Annotated in this window: 25 protein-coding genes and 1 tRNA gene; 7 read left to right on the top strand and 19 right to left on the bottom strand. The window is 53.8% G+C overall.

What is annotated here, in order from left to right; translation table 11 throughout:
- Window positions 1-44: 44 nt before the first annotated feature.
- Entirely contained in the window at window positions 45-596 is a 552-nt protein-coding gene (locus IYV58_RS24390) for a YfaZ family outer membrane protein (RefSeq protein WP_004125665.1), read from the top strand.
- Window positions 597-633: 37 nt separating this feature from the next.
- On the opposite strand, the gene IYV58_RS24395 is transcribed toward IYV58_RS24390, so the two are convergent.
- The 7 genes from IYV58_RS24395 to rlmE all read right to left on the bottom strand — a co-directional run bounded on the left by IYV58_RS24395 (window position 634) and on the right by rlmE (window position 6,774).
- Window positions 634-1,029 (bottom strand): hypothetical protein, encoded by a 396-nt coding sequence (locus tag IYV58_RS24395; RefSeq protein WP_004125667.1) that lies wholly within the window; start codon window positions 1,027-1,029, stop codon window positions 634-636.
- 147 nt (window positions 1,030-1,176) lie between these two features.
- Window positions 1,177-1,263: transfer RNA gene (locus tag IYV58_RS24400), tRNA-Leu, on the bottom strand.
- Between the two features lie 14 nt (window positions 1,264-1,277).
- The gene (gene secG, locus IYV58_RS24405) at window positions 1,278-1,607 is read right to left on the bottom strand and encodes a preprotein translocase subunit SecG (protein WP_004125669.1); all 330 of its coding nucleotides are present in this window, start codon (window positions 1,605-1,607) and stop codon (window positions 1,278-1,280) included.
- Window positions 1,608-1,834: 227 nt separating this feature from the next.
- Complete coding sequence (glmM, locus tag IYV58_RS24410; protein WP_004125671.1) at window positions 1,835-3,172, bottom strand: phosphoglucosamine mutase; 1,338 nt, start codon at window positions 3,170-3,172, stop codon at window positions 1,835-1,837.
- Entirely contained in the window at window positions 3,165-4,013 is an 849-nt protein-coding gene (folP, locus tag IYV58_RS24415; protein ID WP_004125673.1) for a dihydropteroate synthase, read from the bottom strand. Before folP ends, glmM begins: the two co-directional genes overlap by 8 nt.
- A gap of 97 nt (window positions 4,014-4,110) precedes the next feature.
- On the bottom strand, window positions 4,111-6,045 hold the full coding sequence (ftsH, locus tag IYV58_RS24420; protein WP_004854549.1) for an ATP-dependent zinc metalloprotease FtsH: 1,935 nt from the start codon (window positions 6,043-6,045) through the stop codon (window positions 4,111-4,113).
- 99 nt (window positions 6,046-6,144) lie between these two features.
- Window positions 6,145-6,774, bottom strand: coding sequence for a 23S rRNA (uridine(2552)-2'-O)-methyltransferase RlmE (gene rlmE, locus IYV58_RS24425; protein WP_004106110.1), 630 nt, complete (start codon window positions 6,772-6,774; stop codon window positions 6,145-6,147).
- Window positions 6,775-6,898: 124 nt separating this feature from the next.
- On the opposite strand from rlmE, the gene yhbY reads away from it, so the two are divergent.
- Window positions 6,899-7,192, top strand: a complete 294-nt coding sequence (gene yhbY / locus IYV58_RS24430; protein WP_004139797.1) for a ribosome assembly RNA-binding protein YhbY — start codon at window positions 6,899-6,901, stop codon at window positions 7,190-7,192.
- Window positions 7,193-7,344: 152 nt separating this feature from the next.
- Here the strand turns inward: yhbY and greA are convergent, their stop codons facing one another.
- Window positions 7,345-7,821 carry a transcription elongation factor GreA gene (gene greA, locus IYV58_RS24435; RefSeq protein ID WP_004125674.1) on the bottom strand — a complete coding sequence of 159 codons (477 nt, stop codon included), beginning with the start codon at window positions 7,819-7,821 and terminating at the stop codon, window positions 7,345-7,347.
- A gap of 234 nt (window positions 7,822-8,055) precedes the next feature.
- Between greA and dacB the strand changes: the two genes are divergently transcribed.
- Window positions 8,056-9,489: a serine-type D-Ala-D-Ala carboxypeptidase gene (gene dacB, locus IYV58_RS24440; protein WP_004125675.1), complete on the top strand. Its 1,434-nt coding sequence runs from the start codon at window positions 8,056-8,058 to the stop codon at window positions 9,487-9,489.
- 44 nt (window positions 9,490-9,533) lie between these two features.
- On the opposite strand, the gene cgtA is transcribed toward dacB, so the two are convergent.
- The 4 genes from cgtA to rplU form a co-directional block, all read right to left on the bottom strand.
- Window positions 9,534-10,706 (bottom strand): Obg family GTPase CgtA, encoded by a 1,173-nt coding sequence (gene cgtA / locus IYV58_RS24445; RefSeq protein ID WP_004125676.1) that lies wholly within the window; start codon window positions 10,704-10,706, stop codon window positions 9,534-9,536.
- 15 nt (window positions 10,707-10,721) lie between these two features.
- Complete coding sequence (locus IYV58_RS24450) at window positions 10,722-11,687, bottom strand: DMT family transporter (protein WP_195729306.1); 966 nt, start codon at window positions 11,685-11,687, stop codon at window positions 10,722-10,724.
- Between the two features lie 95 nt (window positions 11,688-11,782).
- On the bottom strand, window positions 11,783-12,040 hold the full coding sequence (gene rpmA / locus IYV58_RS24455) for a 50S ribosomal protein L27 (RefSeq protein WP_003861831.1): 258 nt from the start codon (window positions 12,038-12,040) through the stop codon (window positions 11,783-11,785).
- Between the two features lie 19 nt (window positions 12,041-12,059).
- Window positions 12,060-12,371: a 50S ribosomal protein L21 gene (gene rplU, locus IYV58_RS24460; RefSeq protein WP_004106123.1), complete on the bottom strand. Its 312-nt coding sequence runs from the start codon at window positions 12,369-12,371 to the stop codon at window positions 12,060-12,062.
- 259 nt (window positions 12,372-12,630) lie between these two features.
- Between rplU and ispB the strand changes: the two genes are divergently transcribed.
- Both ispB and sfsB read left to right on the top strand, forming a co-directional pair.
- A complete protein-coding gene (ispB, locus tag IYV58_RS24465) occupies window positions 12,631-13,602 on the top strand; it encodes an octaprenyl diphosphate synthase (RefSeq protein ID WP_004125678.1) in 972 nt (323 codons plus the stop codon).
- A 199-nt stretch (window positions 13,603-13,801) separates the two neighbouring features.
- Complete coding sequence (sfsB, locus tag IYV58_RS24470) at window positions 13,802-14,074, top strand: DNA-binding transcriptional regulator SfsB (protein WP_004125679.1); 273 nt, start codon at window positions 13,802-13,804, stop codon at window positions 14,072-14,074.
- Between the two features lie 56 nt (window positions 14,075-14,130).
- Here the strand turns inward: sfsB and murA are convergent, their stop codons facing one another.
- From murA to mlaF, 7 genes are all read right to left on the bottom strand, one after another.
- A complete protein-coding gene (gene murA / locus IYV58_RS24475; protein ID WP_004125680.1) occupies window positions 14,131-15,390 on the bottom strand; it encodes a UDP-N-acetylglucosamine 1-carboxyvinyltransferase in 1,260 nt (419 codons plus the stop codon).
- Between the two features lie 54 nt (window positions 15,391-15,444).
- Complete coding sequence (gene ibaG, locus IYV58_RS24480; protein ID WP_087828333.1) at window positions 15,445-15,699, bottom strand: BolA family iron metabolism protein IbaG; 255 nt, start codon at window positions 15,697-15,699, stop codon at window positions 15,445-15,447.
- Between the two features lie 135 nt (window positions 15,700-15,834).
- Entirely contained in the window at window positions 15,835-16,125 is a 291-nt protein-coding gene (mlaB, locus tag IYV58_RS24485) for a lipid asymmetry maintenance protein MlaB (protein WP_004125681.1), read from the bottom strand.
- Window positions 16,125-16,760: a phospholipid-binding protein MlaC gene (mlaC, locus tag IYV58_RS24490; protein WP_004125682.1), complete on the bottom strand. Its 636-nt coding sequence runs from the start codon at window positions 16,758-16,760 to the stop codon at window positions 16,125-16,127. The genes mlaB and mlaC overlap by 1 nt, the downstream gene beginning before the upstream one ends.
- A gap of 18 nt (window positions 16,761-16,778) precedes the next feature.
- Window positions 16,779-17,330 (bottom strand): outer membrane lipid asymmetry maintenance protein MlaD, encoded by a 552-nt coding sequence (gene mlaD, locus IYV58_RS24495; RefSeq protein ID WP_004125689.1) that lies wholly within the window; start codon window positions 17,328-17,330, stop codon window positions 16,779-16,781.
- A gap of 4 nt (window positions 17,331-17,334) precedes the next feature.
- Complete coding sequence (gene mlaE, locus IYV58_RS24500; protein ID WP_004125690.1) at window positions 17,335-18,117, bottom strand: lipid asymmetry maintenance ABC transporter permease subunit MlaE; 783 nt, start codon at window positions 18,115-18,117, stop codon at window positions 17,335-17,337.
- A gap of 7 nt (window positions 18,118-18,124) precedes the next feature.
- Window positions 18,125-18,937: a phospholipid ABC transporter ATP-binding protein MlaF gene (gene mlaF / locus IYV58_RS24505; RefSeq protein WP_004125691.1), complete on the bottom strand. Its 813-nt coding sequence runs from the start codon at window positions 18,935-18,937 to the stop codon at window positions 18,125-18,127.
- Window positions 18,938-19,146: 209 nt separating this feature from the next.
- On the opposite strand from mlaF, the gene IYV58_RS24510 reads away from it, so the two are divergent.
- Together IYV58_RS24510 and kdsD are read left to right on the top strand one after the other, a co-directional pair.
- Entirely contained in the window at window positions 19,147-20,124 is a 978-nt protein-coding gene (locus tag IYV58_RS24510) for a calcium/sodium antiporter (protein ID WP_049115716.1), read from the top strand.
- Window positions 20,121-21,125: an arabinose-5-phosphate isomerase KdsD gene (kdsD, locus tag IYV58_RS24515; protein WP_004125696.1), complete on the top strand. Its 1,005-nt coding sequence runs from the start codon at window positions 20,121-20,123 to the stop codon at window positions 21,123-21,125. Before IYV58_RS24510 ends, kdsD begins: the two co-directional genes overlap by 4 nt.
- The last annotated feature ends 12 nt before the right edge of the window (window positions 21,126-21,137 follow it).

Consider the following 21,137-nt stretch of genomic DNA (forward strand, 5'->3'; position numbering starts at 1 on the left):
GAACAATCGTATCGGGCATTTTTTTACCCGAAGGAATATGAAAAATGCGCATGTTTACAGCAAAGCCTATCCTGCTAATCGCTACTCTCTGTACCAGCAGTACCGCCTTCGCCTCCCTCAACCTCCACGGCGAAGCCGGTTCAGAGTTTACCAATCTGTCGGCAAGCTTTGGCGCGGAGCACCCCGGCATGGCCGTTAGCGGTAACTGGGCGCACAGCGATAATGATGGTGATACGGCTGGATTAGGGCTGGGTTACAATTTTAATCTCGGCCCGTTTCTGTTAACCGCTGGCGGAAAAGCGCTATACCTGAATCCGAAAGATGGGGATGAGGGCTACGCTATCGCGCTCGGAGGAGGCGCGCAGTTACCGCTTGGCGACTTCGTTACTCTGTTCGGCGAGTCTTATTATTCACCTGATTCCATGTCCAGCGGCGTAAATGATTACCTCGAAGCGAATGCCGGTGTCAGGATAAATATCATTAAGTCTATGAACATTGAAGCGGGTTATCGCTACATCAATATGACAGGCAAGCATGACCATCGCGATAATAAACTTGCGGATGGCGCCTATGCAGGTTTCAATTTCCGCTTCTAATCGTTTAACCAGGGGTTGCCGATCGGCAATCCCTGGTTCATGCAACCGAAGGGACAGACTTCAGCAATTTATTAATCTCCTGCAAGCCCGCGATATTGTTCTCTTTACGGTAGACATCATTCATTGAAGATATTTGCTCCAGTTTGGTTAACGCACCGTAAACCTGGTATGCTTCACCGTCTTTATTAAAGACATCTCGATTATCCGCATCCTGTAAATAGTTGTCTTTAAGCGACTGGCTGAGCTTGCCGATTAGCATACTGTTATCCTGAAAACAGCTGACTACCTTTGCCGACGCCTGCGCGGGTTCCGAATTCGCGATCACCGGTACAAGGATAGTATTCAGGGTATCAACCGTTTCTGGAGATGAATGACGACTACATCCAGCCAGGCCTAATATGCTGGCAATGATAACTATTTGAAAAGTACGCATGGCGTCACTGTACCTCGTCTAAAAATTGATGAGGATGACTTTAGCGATTTAGCAGGGGTCAAAACCAGCGCAGTGTTGTTTATAAATAAACAACGGATAGGGAAATAAAAACGAAAAAAGACGCTTTCAGCGTCTTTTTTCAAAAATTGGTACCGAGGATGGGACTCGAACCCACAAGCCCGTTAGGGCACTACCACCTCAAGGTAGCGTGTCTACCAATTCCACCACCTCGGTACGGATACTACTTATCAGTGCGGGATGTCGCTGCTCGGCTGCGCCGGCGCTGTCTGCTGAGTTTGCTCAGTTTTCGGAGCGCTCAGATTATCCCACTCACTTCCTTTATTGGTCTTGTTGCTGTTGATATTGCCCAGCGCCAGACTGATGATGAAGAACAGCGCAGCCAGGATACCAGTCATACGGGTCATGAAGTTACCAGAACCGCTGGATCCAAACAGAGTGCCGGAAGCGCCTGCTCCGAAGGAGGCTCCCATATCAGCGCCTTTACCTTGCTGCAGCATAATCAGACCCACAAGGCCAATTGCCACAATAAGGAAAACAACTAAAAGAGCTTCGTACATAATCAACCTGTTCCTTGCGGATTTGCCGCATACCAAGTGCTTCGACCAATAAAGCGGGACGTTTTAACGTTTCCCACTGAAGCGGGTGTGAATACTAACCAAAGCGAATGACCTTCGCAAGGGCAATTTCAGTGCATTGTATCAAGTGCGGAAAAAAACAGCAAAAAGCGATTTCTATCGACTAAAAAGGCGGCAGCCGTCGCCTTTTTAGTCACTTAACAAAGAGATTAAACGCTTTTGACGGCATCGGCGATACGATGGGCAAATTCGTGCACCTGCTCTTCATGCTCGCCTTCCACCATAACGCGAATCAGCGGCTCTGTGCCTGATTTACGCAGCAGTACGCGACCCCGATTTCCCAGCGCCGCTTCTACTTCCGCGGTTACTGCTTTTACATGCTCATGTTCCAGCGGGTTGCCGCTACCTTCAGTAAAGCGAACGTTAACCAGAAGCTGCGGGAACATTTTCATTCCGCTGCACAGGTCGTGCAGACTCATATGGTTACGCACCATCGCCGCCACCACCTGCAGGCTGGCGACAATCCCATCCCCCGTCGTGGTTTTATCCAATAAGATCACATGGCCGGAGTTTTCTGCGCCAATGCGCCAACCTTTCTCCTGCAGTTTCTCCAGCACATAGCGGTCGCCTACCTTCGCGCGAACGAATGGAATGCCCAGCTGTTTAAGCGCCAGTTCAAGTCCCATGTTGCTCATGAGCGTCCCAACAGCGCCGCCCCGCAGCCCCCCCTGACGCAGGCCCTCACGGGCAATGATATAGAGGATCTGGTCACCATCAACTTTGTTGCCTTCGTGGTCCACCATAATGACCCGATCGCCATCACCATCGTAAGAAATACCCAGGTCGGCTTTTTCCGCCAGTACACGCGCCTGCAGGGCACGAACATCCGTCGCCCCGACCTCTTCATTGATGTTGAGGCCATCAGGCTCACAGCCCATCGCAATAACCTGAGCGCCCAGCTCGCGGAAAACATTCGGCGCAATGTGATAAGTCGCCCCGTGAGCGCAGTCGACCACCACCTTCAAAGCATTGAGGCTAAGCTCGTTCGGAAAGGTGCCTTTGCAAAACTCGATATAGCGACCAGCGGCGTCGACGATACGACTGGCTTTACCCAGCTCGGCGGAATCGACGCAGGTCAGCTCTTTTTCCATTTCGGCTTCAATGGCTTCCTCTACCTCATCCGGCAGCTTGGTGCCTTCGATAGAGAAGAATTTGATGCCGTTGTCATAGAACGGATTATGTGAAGCGGAAATGACAATCCCGGCTTCCGCGCGGAAGGCGCGCGTCAGATAAGCAATTGCCGGCGTTGGCATCGGCCCGGTAAAAGAAGCGGATAATCCCGCAGCAGCCAGGCCAGCCTCCAGCGCGGACTCCAGCATATAGCCTGAGATACGGGTATCTTTACCAATAATAATCTTCCGTGAGCCGTGACGTGCCAGCACCTTACCAGCTGCCCAGCCCAGCTTTAATACAAATTCTGGCGTTATTGGCGCATCGCCTACGCGGCCACGAATACCATCTGTACCAAAATATTTGCGGTTACTCATAACGTTTATTTTCCTTAGCGGCCAGGGTAGCTTCCACCACGCGCAGCGCTTCTACCGTTTCTTTGACATCATGGACGCGAATAATCTGCGCGCCCTGCATTGCAGCAATGACAGCGCAGGCCAGGCTGCCACTCAGGCGCTCCGTCGGCCCGACATTGAGCAACTGACCTACCATCGACTTACGCGACATACCTACCAGCAGCGGAAGACCAAAATGATGGAACTCTCCCAGTCGGGCAAGCAGTTCATAATTATGAGAAAGATTTTTACCGAAACCGAATCCCGGGTCGAGCAACAATTTATCTTTTGCGATACCGGCACGTTCGCAGCGCACAATATGTTCGACAAAAAAGCGCTCAACGTCAGCAAACACGTCCGCGTACTTCGGCGCGTCCTGCATTGTCTTCGGCTGGCCCTGCATATGCATCAGACACACCGGCAAGCCCGTTTCAGCCGCAGCCTCCAGCGCTCCCGGTTCGGTCAGCGAACGGATATCATTGATGATATGCGCGCCAACACGCGCCGACTCGCGAATCACTTCCGGTTTTGAGGTATCAACAGAGATCCAGACTTCAAAGCGCTGGGCAATCGCCTCCACCGTCGGAATGACTCGCGCCAGCTCTTCCTCGACGCTGACATCCGCAGCCCCCGGACGCGTCGACTCCCCACCGATATCAATGATAGTCGCCCCGGCATTGATCATCAGATTGGCGTGTTTAACGGCTTCGACCAGCGTGTTGTGAGTCCCGCCGTCAGAGAAAGAATCCGGAGTAACGTTAAGAATACCCATCACATGTGGGTGAGAGAGATCGAGGGTTGAGCCCTGGGCTACAAGTTTCATCGCTAAATCCCTGAGTCAGAGAAAGGTTGAAAAAGAAAAACCCCGGAGCATATGCTCAGGGGTTTTAAAAAGTACAACAGCGTCAATAACGGCTAACTTATTTGTCGCCCAGCTGTTCTGACATGGTATTGCCCGGGTTTGGCGTACGCGGTTCATCAACCGGACGCGGCGCACGCGGCGTGCCATTGTTGTCAGAATTGTTGGACGAGCCCGGTTCTTCCCAGCCAGCTGGCGGGCGAACATCGCGGCGAGCCATCAGGTCATCTATCTGCGGGGCGTCGATGGTTTCATATTTCATGAGCGCATCTTTCATCGCGTGCAGGATGTCCATGTTATCGTTCAGCAACTGGCGTGCACGATTGTAGTTACGCTCAATCAGTGACTTCACTTCCTGGTCGATAATGCGCGCCGTTTCATCGGACATATGCTTCGCTTTCGCGACGCTGCGGCCAAGGAAAACTTCACCTTCTTCTTCGGCATACAGCAGCGGGCCGAGTTTGTCAGAGAAGCCCCACTGAGTCACCATGTTACGCGCCAGGTTGGTCGCGACTTTGATGTCGTTCGACGCACCGGTAGAAACATGCTCTACGCCGTAGATAATCTCTTCCGCCAGACGACCGCCGTAAAGGGTAGAAATCTGGCTTTCCAGCTTCTGACGGCTGGCGCTGATCGCGTCGCCTTCAGGCAGGAAGAAGGTAACGCCCAGCGCGCGACCGCGCGGAATAATCGTCACTTTGTGTACCGGATCGTGTTCCGGCACCAGGCGACCAATAATTGCGTGACCGGCTTCGTGATACGCGGTGGACTCTTTCTGCGCTTCCGTCATCACCATGGAGCGACGTTCCGCACCCATCATGATTTTGTCTTTCGCTTTCTCGAATTCAACCATCGATACAACGCGCTTGTTGCCACGAGCGGCAAACAGCGCAGCTTCGTTCACCAGGTTTGCCAGGTCAGCACCGGAGAAGCCAGGCGTACCGCGGGCGATAATTGCCGCGTCGATATCCGGCGCCAGCGGTACGCGACGCATATGTACTTTCAGAATCTGTTCACGACCGCGGACATCCGGCAGACCGACCACAACCTGACGGTCAAAGCGGCCTGGACGCAGCAGCGCAGGGTCAAGAACGTCCGGACGGTTGGTTGCCGCGATAACGATAATACCTTCGTTACCTTCGAAGCCGTCCATCTCTACCAGCATCTGGTTCAGCGTCTGCTCACGTTCATCGTGACCACCACCCAGGCCAGCGCCACGCTGACGGCCCACGGCGTCGATTTCATCGATAAAGATGATGCACGGTGCCGCTTTCTTGGCCTGTTCGAACATGTCGCGCACGCGGGATGCACCGACACCAACGAACATTTCAACGAAGTCAGAGCCGGAAATCGTGAAGAATGGAACCTTGGCTTCACCCGCGATGGCTTTTGCCAGCAAGGTTTTACCGGTACCCGGAGGGCCGACCATCAGGACGCCTTTCGGGATTTTACCGCCCAGCTTCTGGAAACGGCTCGGTTCACGCAGATATTCAACCAGTTCACCCACTTCTTCTTTCGCTTCGTCACAACCGGCGACATCGGCAAAAGTGGTTTTGATCTGGTCTTCCGTCAGCATACGCGCCTTACTCTTACCGAACGACATGGCGCCTTTGCCACCGCCGCCCTGCATCTGGCGCATAAAGAAGATCCAGACGCCGATAAGAAGCAGCATCGGGAACCAGGAGATGAAGATAGAAGCCAGCAGGCTCGGTTCTTCTGGCGGCTCACCTACCACCTTGACGTTTTTAGTCAGAAGGTTATCAAGCAGCTTAGGATCGTTCACCGGGATGTAGGTCGTGTAACGGTTACTATCTTTCTTGGTAACGTTTATCTCACGTCCGTTGATACGCGCTTCGCGAACCTGGTCCTGATTGACCTCCTGCAGGAAGGTAGAATAATCCACCTTGCGGCCATTCGACTCGCTGGGCCCAAAGCTCTGGAATACTGACATCAGCACAACGGCAATGACCAGCCAGAGTATTAGGTTTTTCGCCATGTCACTCAAGGGATTAACCTCATATTACAACTGTGTTAAAAACAGCGTCAGGATACTCTATATCCAGCGTCTTTCAAACTTTCGTTTGAAATCTGCCGGTTATGGTTTACGCCCGGTCGCTACAATATACACTTCACGCGAACGGGCGCGAGAAGAGTCCGGCTTACGAACTTTGACCTTCGTAAACAGGGAGCGAATCTCTCTTAGATACTCATCGAAGCCTTCGCCCTGGAACACCTTCACTACAAAACTACCACCTGGCGCTAATACATCACGAGCCATTCCAAGCGCCAGTTCCACCAGATACATGGCCCGGGGAATATCCACCGCCGGTGTTCCACACATATTTGGCGCCATATCGGACATGACAACTTGTACTTTACTGTCACCTACACGCTCAAGTAACGCTTTCAGGACTAATTCATCACGAAAGTCGCCCTGAAGGAAGTCCACACCAACGATTGGATCCATAGGTAAAAGATCGCAAGCAATGATGCGGCCGCTGTTACCGATCTGCGTAACCGCGTATTGCGACCAGCCACCGGGTGCAGCGCCGAGGTCAACTATCGTCATCCCCGGTTTAAAAATCTTGTCACTTTGCTGTATTTCATCAAGTTTAAACCAGGCACGGGAACGTAACCCCTTTTTCTGTGCCTGCTGAACATATTTATCGCTAAAGTGTTCCTGAAGCCAACGACTTGAGCTGGCAGAACGCTTTTTACCTGTCATTTAACATTCCCATTTCGGGTTCATCGTACTTCGCGACGTAAAAATCGACGCGGTAGTTTGGCGATATATGGGAGATGGCGGTAGAATGAACCGTTTTCAATCCCAACGTAAGCAAAAAAATACGATGAATCTGAGTACTAAACAAAAACAGCACCTGAAAGGTCTGGCACATCCGCTCAAGCCGGTAGTTATGCTTGGCAACAATGGTTTGACCGAAGGGGTACTGGCCGAGATTGAACAAGCGTTAGAGCACCATGAACTTATCAAGGTGAAGATCGCCTCGGAAGATCGCGAAACTAAAACCTTGATCGTGGAAGCTATCGTGCGCGAAACCGGCGCCTGTAATGTACAGGTCATCGGTAAAACGCTGGTTCTGTACCGCCCAACTAAAGAGCGTAAAATCTCGCTGCCACGCTAAGAATATCCTGGTTATCGACACAACTTTGTGTAAATCGAGGGTTTTCTGCGGGTAGACGAGCAAAATGCCATGCTCCGGACGCTGATAAAAGGCCGCTACGCGGCCTTTTTCCTTTCTTTACAATCCATCAACATCGTAGCGTTAAATTCGGATTAAAGGTACTCAACCTTCAGAATTTCGAATTCGACTTCACCGCCCGGTGTACGGATTACCACAACATCATCCTGCTCTTTACCGATTAAACCACGTGCAATCGGTGAGTTCACAGAGATCAGATTTTGCTTAAAATCGGCCTCATCATCGCCGACGATACGGTAAGTTTGCTCTTCATCCGTATCGAGATTCAGAACGCTAACCGTCGAACCAAAAATCACCCGGCCGTTGTTAGGCATTTTAGTGATGTCGATAACCTGCGCGTTCGACAGCTTTGCTTCAATATCCTTAATGCGGCCTTCACAGAAGCCCTGCTGTTCGCGGGCAGCATGATACTCTGCATTTTCTTTAAGATCGCCGTGCTCGCGCGCATCAGCGATGGCAGCGATGATTTCAGGGCGGCGTACGGACTTCAGGAAATCCAGTTCTTCGCGCAGTTTTTCAGCGCCACGTAAGGTCATCGGAATAGCTTGCATTTGTTATACCTCTTTTTCATTCCTTCATGGAGCAGACAATACCGCTCCGCAGCCGGTCAAGACTTGAGCAGGGCCGGAGCAAAAGAAAACCGACCCGGAAAGTCATCCCCAGGTCAGCAGCAATTTTCAATTTGATACGTATTTTACCCTGAAGTTCACTATGGGTCATCGTTTACTTTACAGGGCGATGCACCGTAGTATGACGGACTGGTTTCAGGCTGTTAGCGCGAGATTATGCGATTTTCCAGATTTATCATCGGATTGACTGCCGGTATAGCGCTTAGCGCTCAGGCAGCGAATATTGACGAGTACATCAACCAGCTTCCTGCGGGCGCAAACCTTGCCTTTATGGCGCAGAAGGTGGGATCCCCAACGCCGGAGATAGACTATCATAGCCAGCAGATGGCGCTCCCGGCCAGCACCCAAAAGGTGATAACCGCGCTTGCTGCGCTGCTGCAGCTGGGTCCGGACTTCCGCTTCACCACCACGCTGGAAACGAAAGGCAGTCTTGATGGCGGTGTCCTGAAAGGCGACCTTATTGCGCGCTTTGGCGGCGATCCTACCCTTCGGCGTCAGGATATTCGTAATATGGTGGCCACGCTGAAGAAAGCCGGCGTCCAACGAATTGAAGGTAATGTCCTGATCGATACCTCCATCTTCGCCAGCCATGACAAAGCGCCGGGCTGGCCATGGAACGATATGACGCAGTGCTTTAGCGCCCCGCCGGCGGCGGCTATTGTCGATCGAAACTGTTTCTCCATCTCGCTCTATAGCGCGCAAAAACCGGGCGATCTTGCGTTTATTCGCGTGGCGTCTTACTACCCGGTGACCATGTTCAGCCAGGTACGAACGCTGGCGCGCGGCTCTTCTGAAGCACAGTATTGTGAGCTTGACGTGGTTCCCGGCGATCTGAACCGATACACCCTGACCGGCTGTCTGCCGCAGCGCAGCGAGCCGCTGCCGCTGGCTTTCGCTATCCAGGATGGCGCCAGCTACGCCGGCGCAATTCTGAAAACGGAGCTGACCGATGCTGACATCACCTGGAGCGGTACGCTGCTGCGTCAGACGCTGGCGAACGATCCGGGTACCGTCCTGGCGAGCACCCAATCTGCGCCGCTGCACGATCTGCTGCGTATTATGCTGAAAAAATCGGACAACATGATCGCCGATACGGTATTCCGCACCATTGGACATGCCCGCTTCAGCGTACCGGGTACCTGGCGAGCCGGATCCGATGCCGTACGGCAGATCCTGCGCCAGCAGGCCGGCGTCGATCTCGGGAATACCATTATTGCCGATGGCTCAGGTCTGTCGCGCCATAACCTCATCGCGCCAGCCACGATGATGCAGGTGCTGCAGTACATCGCCCAGCACGATAACGAGCTCAACTTTATTTCGATGCTGCCTCTGGCCGGCCACGATGGTTCTCTGCAATATCGAGCGGGTCTGCATCAGGCCGGCGTTGATGGCAAAGTTTCGGCGAAAACGGGTTCACTGCAAGGGGTGTATAACCTGGCCGGTTTCATCACCACCGCCAGCGGGCAGAAGATTGCGTTCGTGCAATACCTGTCTGGCTACGCCGTGCCTCCGGCCGACCAGCGTAATCGCCGCATTCCGCTAGTGCGCTTCGAAAGCCGATTATACAAAGACCTCTATCAGAACAACTAAAGCAAAAGGGCCGCATCATTGGCGGCCCTTTCGTTTGTTCAGGATTAACGTTTGTAGATGAATTCGACGCCTTCTTCGTCGTCTTCGTCCCAATCATCATCCCAGTCTTCATCATCTTCTACTTCAGCTTCTTCAAGCTGCTGACGATGATAGTCGTCCCACATAAACTCGACTTTTTCTGCCGGCTTCGCTTCTTCCGCATGGACAATCGGGTTTTCGATGATAAAGGTCATCACGTCCCAGCACAGGTCTTTTACGCCCTGCTGGCTGGCCGCCGAAATCAGGTAGAACTTATCTTCCCAGCCCAGCGCCTGCGCGATAGCTTTCGCTTTCGCTTCCGCCTCAGCTTTGTCCATCAGGTCAATCTTGTTAAAGACCAGCCAGCGCGGCTTAGAAGCCAGTTTCTCACTGTATTTTTCCAGCTCGCCGATAATAATCCGCGCGTTCTCAACGGGATCGGATCCGTCAATCGGCTCGATATCGATGAGATGCAGCAGCACGCGACAGCGCTCCAGGTGCTTCAGGAAGCGAATACCGAGGCCTGCGCCTTCCGCTGCGCCTTCAATCAGCCCAGGGATATCCGCCACCACAAAGCTCTTCTCGTTATCCATACGCACCACGCCGAGGCTTGGCACCAGCGTCGTAAACGGATAGTCAGCGACTTTAGGCTTGGCAGCGGAAACGGCACGAATAAAGGTCGATTTACCCGCATTCGGCATCCCCAGCATCCCGACGTCCGCCAGCAGCATTAACTCCAGCTGCAGATCGCGCTTATCGCCCGGCGTCCCCATCGTCTTTTGACGCGGAGTACGGTTGACGGATGATTTGAAACGGGTGTTGCCCAGCCCGTGCCAGCCGCCTTTGGCGACCATCAGGCGCTGACCATGCTTGGTCATATCGCCCATCGTCTCGCCGGTCCCCTGGTCGATTACACGGGTCCCTACCGGCACTTTCACCGTCACGTCTTTACCGCGTTTACCGGTACAGTCGCGGCTCTGGCCGTTTTGCCCGCGCTCGGCGCGGAAAGACTTCTCAAAACGATAGTCGATGAGGGTGTTCAGGTTTTCGTCCGCTTCAAGCCAGACGTCACCGCCATCACCACCGTCACCGCCGTCCGGGCCGCCTCTCGGGATATATTTTTCGCGGCGGAAGCTAACGCAACCATTGCCGCCATCACCTGCTACGACCAGGATCGTTGCTTCATCAACAAACTTCATTTTACTCTCCGTAAATCATTCGCCTGAGCGGGGGAGCGGCACAACCGCTTCTCGCTTACGCCATCGTCCCCAAAGACGATGACCGACGGCGGAATACATCGCGCCCGCAACCACGACAAACGCACCGAGATAACCCATCAGGTTCAACAGCGGTCTGGCGAAAACGTCGGGCCAGGCCAGTGATAATAAATCTGAAAATAGCAGCGTAAACAACGGTGTTAAGGTAATCAACGCGCTCACCTGCGCTGCCTGCCAGCGCGCCATCGCTTCCGCCAGCGCACCGTAGCCTACCAGGGTGTTTAGGCCGCAAAAAACCAGGCAGGCCAGCTGCCAGTCGCTTAATGCCAGTACCTGCGAAGGCTTCGCTAATGGCAATAGCGATATCGTACATAAAGTGTACAGCAAAAAAAGGATTTGCTGTGACGCCAGACGCCGCAATAACACCTTTTGCGCGACGCCGTAGCATACCCATACCGTCGCCGCCCCGACGCCGAAAATTACCCCCCACGTGTAGTCCGTCAGGCGAGTAAAAATCTCGATCAGGCTGGTGTTAAAAAACATCACCAGACCGCTCACCAGCATCAGCGCTCCCACAACCTGAGTGCCGCGCATTTTTTCTTTAAGGACAAAAACGCTGGCCACCATCATGCCGACCGGGGACAGCTGGCCAATCACCTGAGAAGCGGTGGGGCTGAGATATTGCAAGGAAGAACTAAACAGAATGAAGTTACCGAACAAACCACCCGTCGCAATGACCAGCAGTATCAACCACCGCGGCTTACGAAAAATACGCAGCGGAGGCAGCTTTCTTTTCATGGCCAGGATGGCGCCAAGACCAAAACTTGCCATCAAAAAGCGATAAAAAACCACCGTCGGCGGCTCCATCACTTCAAGAACCTGCTTCATTGCGATCGGCAGGCCCCCCCAACACATCGCCGTGGTGAGCGCTAAAAGAATGCCGATGCCGGCCTGCTGCTTCATGCCCGTTTTCCCTGCAGAAAATTTTCCGGGTTTTCAATGTAAAAAGCCCCGCAACACGTTGCGGGGCTTTAATCCGTTACCGGACCACGAAAAACTTACTCAGCAACGATGCTGATGTATTTACGGTTGTTCGGGCCTTTAACTTCGAATTTCACTTTACCGTCTGCTTTAGCAAACAGAGTGTGGTCACGACCGCAACCTACGTTAGTGCCAGCGTGGAATTTGGTGCCACGTTGACGAACGATGATGCTACCCGCCAGAACGGATTCGCCACCGAAACGCTTAACGCCCAGGCGTTTAGCTTCTGAATCGCGACCGTTACGAGTTGAGCCGCCAGCCTTTTTATGTGCCATTTAAATCTCTCCTCAGGTCTTAGGCGCTGATGCCAGTAATTTTCACATCAGTGAACCACTGACGATGGCCCTGCTGCTTACGGTAGTGTTTACGACGACGAAACTTAACGATTTTAACTTTCTCGCCACGACCGTGTGCAACAACTTCAGCTTTGATTACGCCGCCCTCAACGAAAGGAACGCCGATTTTAATTTCTTCACCGTTTGCGATCATCAGCACTTCTGCGAACTCAACAGCTTCGCCAGTTGCGATGTCCAGCTTTTCCAGGCGAATGGTTTGACCTTCGCTTACTCGGTGTTGTTTACCACCACTTTGGAAAACCGCGTACATATAGAACTCCGCTTCCGCGCACCTCTTCGTATGATTCAGAGTGCGCTATAAATATTCACAATAGGGCGCGAATATTACGCAAAACGCGAGCCTTTGACAAGAGCGATCAGCGATCAACGCAGAAAAAAAACACAACTTTCACTCCAGCGTTTATCTGCGGCAATTTTTCAGTACAATCACATCTTCTTTTAATTCTATCTTAATCCTTCTGTGATCCTATTGGATACGCGGAAACAGGACATTTGGCCCGGCTTTTGCGATGAATTTAGAAAAAATCAATGAGTTAACCGCGCAGGATATGGCGGGCGTCAATGCGACAATTCTTGAGCAACTCGACTCGGATGTTCAGCTTATCAACCAGTTAGGCTATTACATCGTTAGCGGAGGCGGTAAACGCATTCGCCCGATGATCGCCGTGCTGGCCGCGCGTGCCGTTGGATATCAGGGAAACGCTCACGTCGCCATTGCTGCGCTGATCGAATTTATCCATACCGCCACCCTACTACATGATGACGTCGTCGATGAGTCTGATATGCGCCGGGGCAAAGCCACCGCAAACGCCGCTTTTGGCAATGCCGCTAGCGTGCTGGTTGGCGATTTCATCTACACCCGCGCCTTTCAGATGATGACCAGCCTCGGCTCATTGAGAGTGCTGGAAGTGATGTCGGAAGCCGTTAACGTCATTGCTGAAGGCGAAGTCCTGCAGCTGATGAACGTGAACGACCCGGATATCACCGAAGAAAACTATATGCGGGTCATTTACAGCAAGACCGCCCGTTTGTTTGAAGCCGCGGCCCAGTGCTCCGGGATCCTGGCCGACTGCACCATGGAGCAAGAGAAAGCGTTACAGGACTATGGGCGCTATTTGGGTACCGCTTTCCAGCTGATTGACGATCTGCTTGACTACAGTTCGGATGGTAAGCGGCTGGGTAAAAACGTCGGTGATGATCTGAATGAAGGCAAACCCACCCTTCCGCTCCTGCACGCTATGCAACACGGCAGCGCAGAACAGTCCGCCATGATCCGCGGAGCGATCGAGCAGGGTAACGGCCGCCATCTACTCGAAGCCGTGCTGGAAACCATGGCAGCCTGTGGCTCGCTGGAATGGACCCAAAAACGCGCGGAGGAAGAGGCTGATAAAGCAATTGCCGCCCTCCAGGTCCTTCCCGATTCTCCGTGGCGTGAAGCGCTAATTGGTCTTGCCCACATCGCCGTGCAGCGCGACCATTAACCCCTCCTCTCACTTTCCCGCGTAGAATCGCGGGAAAGTTCCAGTAAGCGCCATTAAAGTCATTTTCAACCTCATTTCTTGATTTATTCTTAATATCAAAGCCATTAAAAGAACTTGTTAGAACATTACTGGAACTCAAGGTATAGTCATTTTGTCGCCCATTAAGGGACGAACGGAATGTTTATTACCAGGAGAATTTATGGATAAGTTCATCGACTGGCATCCGGCGGATATTATTGCCGGATTACGCAAAAAAGGGACGTCGCTGGCAGCTGAATCGCGGCGTAATGGTTTAAGTTCTTCAACGCTCGCCAATGCGCTGAGTCGGCCCTGGCCCAAGGGCGAGCTGATTATCGCTCACGCTCTGGAAACCGATCCTTGGGTAATATGGCCATCGCGCTATCACGATCCCCATACCCACCAGTTTATCGACAGAACGCAGATGATGCGTCAGAGGAAGAATAACAAATAAAGCGAGGTTGCAGACAACAGCCCCCGGACATACGTCAGAGGGCTGCTGCAATAGGCTTATTCGGCTTTCACGCGTTCGATATTCGCGCCAAGCGCCTGAAGTTTGTCTTCGATACGTTCGTAGCCGCGGTCAATGTGGTAAATACGATCGACAATCGTCGTACCTTCCGCAATACAGCCCGCCAGCACCAGGCTGGCTGACGCACGCAGATCGGTCGCCATTACCTGGGCGCCAGAAAGCTGCTTCACGCCGTGGCAAATCGCCGTATTGCTCTCGATTTCCGCATGCGCGCCCATACGGATCAGCTCCGGGATATGCATGAAACGGTTTTCGAAAATCGTTTCGGTGATCACGCCGGTTCCTTCTGCAACCAGATTCAGCAAAGTGAACTGGGCCTGCATATCGGTCGGGAAACCCGGGTGTGGGGCAGTACGAACGTTGACGGCCTTCGGACGATTGCCGTGCATATCGAGGCTAATCCAGTCCTCGCCCGTTTCAATGTCCGCGCCGGCGTCGCGTAGCTTGGCCAGAACCGCATCAAGGGTATCCGGCTGGGCATTGCGGCACAGAATCTTACCGCCAGAAATCGCCGCCGCCACCAGGAACGTCCCGGTTTCAATACGATCCGGCAGAACGCGGTAGACGCCGCCGCCAAGGCGCGCTACGCCTTCGATGGTGATACGATCGGTGCCCTGACCTTTGATCTTCGCGCCCAGCGTGTTGAGGAAGTTCGCAGTATCGACAATTTCCGGCTCGCGCGCGGCGTTTTCGATAACGGTGGTGCCTTCCGCCAGCGTCGCAGCGCTCATGATGGTGACGGTAGCGCCAACGCTGACCTTATCCATCACAATATGCGCGCCTTTCAGGCGTCCATTAACCGACGCCTTGACATAACCTTCTTCCAGTTTGATTTCCGCACCCAGTTGCTCAAGACCGGTTATGTGTAAATCAACCGGGCGCGCGCCGATGGCGCAACCGCCGGGGAGTGATACCTGTCCCTGACCAAAACGCGCCACCAGCGGACCCAGCGCCCAAATCGAAGCACGCATGGTTTTGACGAGATCATACGGCGCACAGAAAACGTCGACCGGGCCGGCATCGATCCATACGGAGCCGTTGCGCTTAACGTTCGCGCCCAGCTGGCTCAGCAGTTTCATGGTGGTATCGATGTCTTTCAGCTTCGGTACGTTCTGGATCTCAATCGGCTCTTCGGCTAATAGCGCGGAAAAGAGGATTGGCAGGGCGGCGTTTTTCGCGCCGGAAATAGTGACCTCGCCCTGCAGGCGAGTAGGCCCCTGAACACGGAATTTATCCATTGATTCTGTTCTCTGTTAAGAATTCACATATGCTGCGGGGAACACCCCCACAGCTTATAAGCCATTTAGTTTGCGGTCTCGCGCCCACTCCTGCGGGGTAAACGCTTTTATCGACAGAGCATGGATGCGGTTATCGGCAATATATTCCATCAGCGGGGCATAGATAGCCTGTTGCTTCTTGACCCGACTCATGCCGTCGAACATCTCACCCACAGCAATAACCTGAAAGTGGCTGCCATCGCCAGAGACGTGGATTTCCTGAAGGGAGAGTGCGCTCATCAGCACGGTCTGAATTTCATGATTTTCCATGGGCTACATTTATCTGATAGTGAAAACAGCCCAACATCTTAGAGGAAAGTGGCGCTGTCTTAAACAAGCAAAAAGCCCCATCGAAAAGTTTGATGGGGCTTTCAGAATAGCTTCAGCACTAAGGCACTGAAAAAGTTATGGGATCATATCGGCAGGAAGGTTATACAACCTGACCAGGGTTTGCAGATTTTCACTCTTACCGGTCAACTTCGCTTCCCCGCCCTGCCGACGAACCAGCGCGATAAAATGCACTAATAGCGCCAGCCCGGCGGTATCCACGCGGGTCACGGCGCTCAGGTCGATTGCGGACACGCCATCCGTCGCCTGAGCGCGCGCTTCCCACAGCGGGACCAAAAGATCCTGGTCCAGCTCTCCGCGCAGCGCCAGCGTCTCACCATCGCGAGTCCAGCTCAGCTGCCCGGTCATTATTTTTTCTGTTCCAGAGTAATCGGCTGCGCTGAGCTTGCCTTCAGCTGCGCCGTCAGACCATCAACGCCTTTAGTACGCAGCAGGTCGCTCCACTCGTTTTGTTTAGTGGTGATCATGCTCACTCCTTCAGCAATCATGTCGTACGCCTGCCAGTTACCGGTCTGGGTATTTTTACGCCACTGGAAATCCAGGCGCACCGGCGGACGGCCATTAGGATCGAGGATGGTGACGCGAATAGGAACAATGGTCGCGCTGCCCAGAGGCTGCTCAGGGGCAATCTGATAGGTCTGACCGTGATACATCGCCAGCGCCTGGCCATAGGCCTGTTTCAGATATTCGCGGAAAGCGGCGAAATAGGCTTCACGCTGCGCCGGGGTCGCTTCTTTGTAATAACGCCCTAACACCAACGCGCCGGCGTATTTCACCTGAACATAGGGCAGCAGTTCCTGATCGACGATGTCGCGCAGGTAGTTCGGGTTAGCCTGAATCTTAGGCTGCTCGTTCTTCAGGCGATCGAAGGTTTTCTGCGCCGCTTCGTCCATCAGCTTATAAGGATTGGATTGGTCCGCGGCGGTTGCCGCAGTCAAAGGGGCAATCACCAGCATGGCGACCATTAGTAAGCGTTTAAACATGTCTTATCTCTCCTGAAATTAGTGCGTCGTGCCGGCTGGCGGCGTAGCGTCAGTATGACTCTCCCCGGCAGACTGTTCATCGCCAGAATTCTTATTGTCGCTACCTTTACTGTTATAAAGGAACTGGCCTATCAAATCTTCCAGCACCATTGCGGATTTGGTGTCCTGAATGGTACCGCCATCTTTAAGGATAGTGGTTCCCAGCTCAGGATCTTCAAACCCGATGTTCATCGCCAGGTACTGTTCGCCAAGCAGACCGGAAGTTCGGATCGCCAGCGAGCTGGTATCCGGGATATGGTTGTAGCGCTCATCAATATCGAGAGCGACGCGAGGCAGGTAGGTTTTAGGGTCAAGCGTAATATCCGCCACGCGTCCAACGACAACGCCGCCAATTCGCACCGGAGAGCGCGCTTTCAGACCGCCGATATTGTCAAAAGTGGCATAGAGCCGATAAGTCGGTTCGGTACGTAAAGAAGTGACATTTGCCGCCTTCAGGCAGACAAACAGCGCGGCCAGCAGCGCAACCAGTAAAAACACCCCTACCCAGATTTCATTTTTTCTCGTTTGCATGAACTCAATTCCCAAACATCAGCGCAGTCAGCACAAAATCCAGCCCCAGAACCGCCAGCGACGCATGCACCACGGTACGCGTCGTCGCCCGGCTAATCCCGGCGGAAGTGGGGATAGCGTCATAACCGTTAAATAACGCGATCCATGTTACCGTAATGGCAAAAACCAGACTCTTAATCAGGCAGTTAACCAGATCCATCCGCCAGTCAACGGCGTTTTGCATCGCGCTCCAGAAGAATCCGCCATCGATGCCCTTCCAGCTGACACCGACCAGCGAGCCGCCCCAAACGCCGACCGCCACAAAAATAATCGTTAACAACGGCAGTGAAATCACCCCCGCCCAGAAGCGCGGAGAGATCACGCGGCGAAGCGGGTCGACCGCCATCATCTCCATGCTGGAGAGCTGCTCGGTTGCGCGCATCAGGCCAATTTCGGCAGTCAGCGCCGAGCCGGCACGCCCGGCAAACAACAGCGCAGCGACCACCGGCCCCAGCTCACGCAGCAGCGATAGCGCCACCAGCATGCCCAGACTGGTTTCGGCGCTATAGGTGGTCAACACCAGATAGCCCTGCAGACCCAGCACCATACCGATAAACAGCCCCGATACAATGATGATCAGCATTGATAGCACGCCAACGTTGTACAGCTGACGCACCAGCAGCGGCGCATGCTTGCGAAACTCAGGCTTGCCCACAACCGCGTTGAAGAGCATTAATCCAGCACGCCCAAACGTCGCGATAGTTTTAATACCGCGATGCCCAAGCGCGGCTAGCGCATTTAACAACATGAGTCGCTTAACTCCCTTTGCCCAATAAATCATGATGATAATCACCCGCCGGATAGCGGAACGGCACCGGGCCGTCGGCGATACCATCAATGAACTGACGAACCCGAGGATCGGCATTTTCCCGCAGCGACTGCGCACTCCCGTGCGCTACCACCTTTTTGTCCGCCACGATATATGCGAAGTCCGCGATGCTGAGCACCTCCGGCACATCATGCGAAACCACGATACAGGTGACACCCAGGGTGCTATTGAGTTCAGAAATCAGCTTCACCAGCACCCCCATCGTAATGGGGTCCTGCCCGACAAAGGGCTCATCGAACATGATTAAATCAGGTTCCAGCGCAATCGCCCTCGCCAGCGCGGCACGGCGGGCCATGCCGCCGGAAAGCTCAGAAGGCATCAGCTTCGCGGCTCCGCGTAGTCCGACGGCCTCCAGCTTCATCATCACCGTAGTGTGCAGCAGCGCTTCCGGCAGACGCGTATGCTCGCGCAGCGGATAAGCGACGTTATCGAAAACGTTCAGGTCGGTGAACAGCGCGCCGGACTGAAACAGCATGCTCATACGCTTGCGGACGGTATACAGGCGCGAGCGCGACATCTGCGGTACGTTTTCACCATCAAACAGGATCTCGCCTTTGTCGGGCGGGATCTGACCGCCGATCAGACGTAACAGGGTGGTTTTGCCGATCCCTGATGGCCCCATTATCGCGGTGATCTTGCCGCGGGGTACCGATAGCGAGATATCATCGAAGATCACCCGATCGCCCCTCGAGAAGCGAATACCGCGCACTTCGACTAGATTCGCCGAACTCTGGCTCATAAAATCATCCTTACTAGACACCCGTCGGGCTAAGCATGGCGCTTTCTTTCACCACAAACCCAACATTTTTACAGAATCTTACCCGCCCGGGTTAGCGAAAGCTGGCATTTGTTTTACTTTTGGCACACATAAAGTCAAAATTAAGAATTCGTTACGCTGCCTACGGACGGCCAGCGAGGCGACGATTATACCTGAAGAAAGGACTTTAGATGCTCTTAGCGACGGCTCTGTTAATTATTGGTTTATTGCTGGTTGTCTACAGCGCCGATCGTCTGGTCTACGCCGCTTCAATACTCTGCCGTATGCTGGGAATCCCCCCCCTTATTATAGGGATGACGGTGGTCAGCATCGGTACCAGTTTACCGGAAGTCATTGTTTCCGCTGCCGCCTCCCTGCATGGACAAACCGATCTGGCGATCGGAACCGCTCTCGGATCGAATATCACCAATATTCTGCTGATCCTCGGCCTCACCGCTCTGTTTCAACCTTTTACCGTGCATTCTGATATCCTGCGCCGCGAATTACCGCTAATGTTGCTGGTCAGTTTACTGGCAGGATTCGTTCTGTATGACGGGCAGCTCACGCGGATAGACGGCCTTTTTTTGCTGGCGCTGGCCGTACTGTGGCTGCTGTTTACCCTTAAGATTGCCCGCCTTGCGGAACGCCAGGGGAACGACAGCCTGACCCGTGAACAGCTGGCGGAGCTGCCGCGGGAAGGCTCGCTTCCCGTCGCGCTGCTCTGGTTGGGCGTCGCGATGATAGTGATGCCGATGGCCACGCGGATGGTGGTGGATAACGCCACGGTGCTGGCAAACTTTTTTGCCATCAGCGAACTGACCGTCGGCTTAACGGTCGTTGCCATCGGCACCAGCCTGCCCGAGCTGGCCACCGCCATTGCCGGAGCGCGAAAAGGCGAAAATGACATCGCCATCGGCAATATCATTGGCGCTAATATTCTTAATATCGTACTGGTTCTCGGGCTCCCCGCGCTGATTGCGCCAGGCGCCTTTGCCGCCGAGGCCTTTAGCCGCGACTATGGTGTCATGCTGCTGGTCAGCCTGATCTTCGCGGTGCTGTGCTGGCGTCGTAAACAACAGCCCGGTCGCCTTGCCGGTGCCCTGCTGCTGGGTGGTTTTGTGCTTTGGTTAGCGATGCTGTACTGGACAGCGCCGCTCTTCGTTGAATGATTCGGGATAACATTATGTCGCAAATAGATTTGCCAGCGGATTTTGACTTTCAACGGGCAGGCCGTGAGGTGCTGGACATTGAACGTGAAGGTCTGGCCCAGCTCGATCAATATATTAATGAAGACTTTACCCGTGCCTGTGAGACCATTTTTCGCTGTACCGGTAAAGTTGTGGTGATGGGAATGGGTAAATCCGGCCATATCGGGCGAAAGATGGCCGCAACTTTCGCCAGCACCGGGACATCATCATTCTTCGTCCATCCCGGCGAGGCCGCGCACGGCGATTTGGGCATGGTCACCCCATGCGACGTAGTGATCGCGCTATCTAACTCCGGGGAATCAAATGAAATTCTCGCCCTGATTCCAGTCCTCAAGCGCCTGCAGGTGTCGCTTATCTGTATCACCAGCCGACCAGAAAGCAGCATGGCGCGCGCGGCGGATATTCATCTGTGCGTGAAAGTGCCCAAAGAGGCTTGCCCCTTAGGGCTGGCCCCCACCTCAAGCACCACCGCCGCGCTGGTCATGGGCGATGCCCTTGCCGTAGCGCTGCTGGAAGCCCGCGGTTTTACTGCTGAAGATTTTGCGCTGTCGCATCCTGGCGGCGCGCTGGGCCGTAAGCTACTGCTGCGGGTCAATGATATTATGCACACCGGCGATGAAATTCCGCATGTTGGCCTGGGGGCCACGCTGCGCGATGCGCTGCTGGAAATCACGCGCAAAAATTTAGGCATGACCGCTATTTGCGACGACGAAATGAATATCATCGGCATTTTCACCGATGGCGATCTGCGCCGCGTCTTTGATACCGGCATTGATATGCGTAACGCCAGCATCGCCGAAGTGATGACGCGAGGCGGTATCCGTATCCGTCCCGGTACTCTGGCCGTTGATGCGCTGAACCTGATGCAGTCCCGTCATATCACCTGCGTGCTGGTTGCAGATGGCGACCGTCTGGTAGGTGTGATACATATGCACGATCTCCTGCGCGCGGGCGTAGTGTAAGTAAGGAAAAAA

This window comes from Klebsiella sp. BDA134-6 (assembly GCF_015601345.1).
Taxonomy (GTDB): Bacteria; Pseudomonadota; Gammaproteobacteria; order Enterobacterales; family Enterobacteriaceae; genus Klebsiella; species Klebsiella grimontii.

Coding starts and splice junctions, on each gene's coding strand:
- IYV58_RS24390 (WP_004125665.1), top strand. CDS start 45: ATGCGCATGTTTACAGCAAAGCCTATCCTGCTAATCGCTACTCTCTGT.
- IYV58_RS24395 (WP_004125667.1), bottom strand. CDS start 1,029: ATGCGTACTTTTCAAATAGTTATCATTGCCAGCATATTAGGCCTGGCT.
- secG (WP_004125669.1), bottom strand. CDS start 1,607: ATGTACGAAGCTCTTTTAGTTGTTTTCCTTATTGTGGCAATTGGCCTT.
- glmM (WP_004125671.1), bottom strand. CDS start 3,172: ATGAGTAACCGCAAATATTTTGGTACAGATGGTATTCGTGGCCGCGTA.
- folP (WP_004125673.1), bottom strand. CDS start 4,013: ATGAAACTTGTAGCCCAGGGCTCAACCCTCGATCTCTCTCACCCACAT.
- ftsH (WP_004854549.1), bottom strand. CDS start 6,045: ATGGCGAAAAACCTAATACTCTGGCTGGTCATTGCCGTTGTGCTGATG.
- rlmE (WP_004106110.1), bottom strand. CDS start 6,774: ATGACAGGTAAAAAGCGTTCTGCCAGCTCAAGTCGTTGGCTTCAGGAA.
- yhbY (WP_004139797.1), top strand. CDS start 6,899: ATGAATCTGAGTACTAAACAAAAACAGCACCTGAAAGGTCTGGCACAT.
- greA (WP_004125674.1), bottom strand. CDS start 7,821: ATGCAAGCTATTCCGATGACCTTACGTGGCGCTGAAAAACTGCGCGAA.
- dacB (WP_004125675.1), top strand. CDS start 8,056: ATGCGATTTTCCAGATTTATCATCGGATTGACTGCCGGTATAGCGCTT.
- cgtA (WP_004125676.1), bottom strand. CDS start 10,706: ATGAAGTTTGTTGATGAAGCAACGATCCTGGTCGTAGCAGGTGATGGC.
- IYV58_RS24450 (WP_195729306.1), bottom strand. CDS start 11,687: ATGAAGCAGCAGGCCGGCATCGGCATTCTTTTAGCGCTCACCACGGCG.
- rpmA (WP_003861831.1), bottom strand. CDS start 12,040: ATGGCACATAAAAAGGCTGGCGGCTCAACTCGTAACGGTCGCGATTCA.
- rplU (WP_004106123.1), bottom strand. CDS start 12,371: ATGTACGCGGTTTTCCAAAGTGGTGGTAAACAACACCGAGTAAGCGAA.
- ispB (WP_004125678.1), top strand. CDS start 12,631: ATGAATTTAGAAAAAATCAATGAGTTAACCGCGCAGGATATGGCGGGC.
- sfsB (WP_004125679.1), top strand. CDS start 13,802: ATGGATAAGTTCATCGACTGGCATCCGGCGGATATTATTGCCGGATTA.
- murA (WP_004125680.1), bottom strand. CDS start 15,390: ATGGATAAATTCCGTGTTCAGGGGCCTACTCGCCTGCAGGGCGAGGTC.
- ibaG (WP_087828333.1), bottom strand. CDS start 15,699: ATGGAAAATCATGAAATTCAGACCGTGCTGATGAGCGCACTCTCCCTT.
- mlaB (WP_004125681.1), bottom strand. CDS start 16,125: ATGACCGGGCAGCTGAGCTGGACTCGCGATGGTGAGACGCTGGCGCTG.
- mlaC (WP_004125682.1), bottom strand. CDS start 16,760: ATGTTTAAACGCTTACTAATGGTCGCCATGCTGGTGATTGCCCCTTTG.
- mlaD (WP_004125689.1), bottom strand. CDS start 17,330: ATGCAAACGAGAAAAAATGAAATCTGGGTAGGGGTGTTTTTACTGGTT.
- mlaE (WP_004125690.1), bottom strand. CDS start 18,117: ATGTTGTTAAATGCGCTAGCCGCGCTTGGGCATCGCGGTATTAAAACT.
- mlaF (WP_004125691.1), bottom strand. CDS start 18,937: ATGAGCCAGAGTTCGGCGAATCTAGTCGAAGTGCGCGGTATTCGCTTC.
- IYV58_RS24510 (WP_049115716.1), top strand. CDS start 19,147: ATGCTCTTAGCGACGGCTCTGTTAATTATTGGTTTATTGCTGGTTGTC.
- kdsD (WP_004125696.1), top strand. CDS start 20,121: ATGATTCGGGATAACATTATGTCGCAAATAGATTTGCCAGCGGATTTT.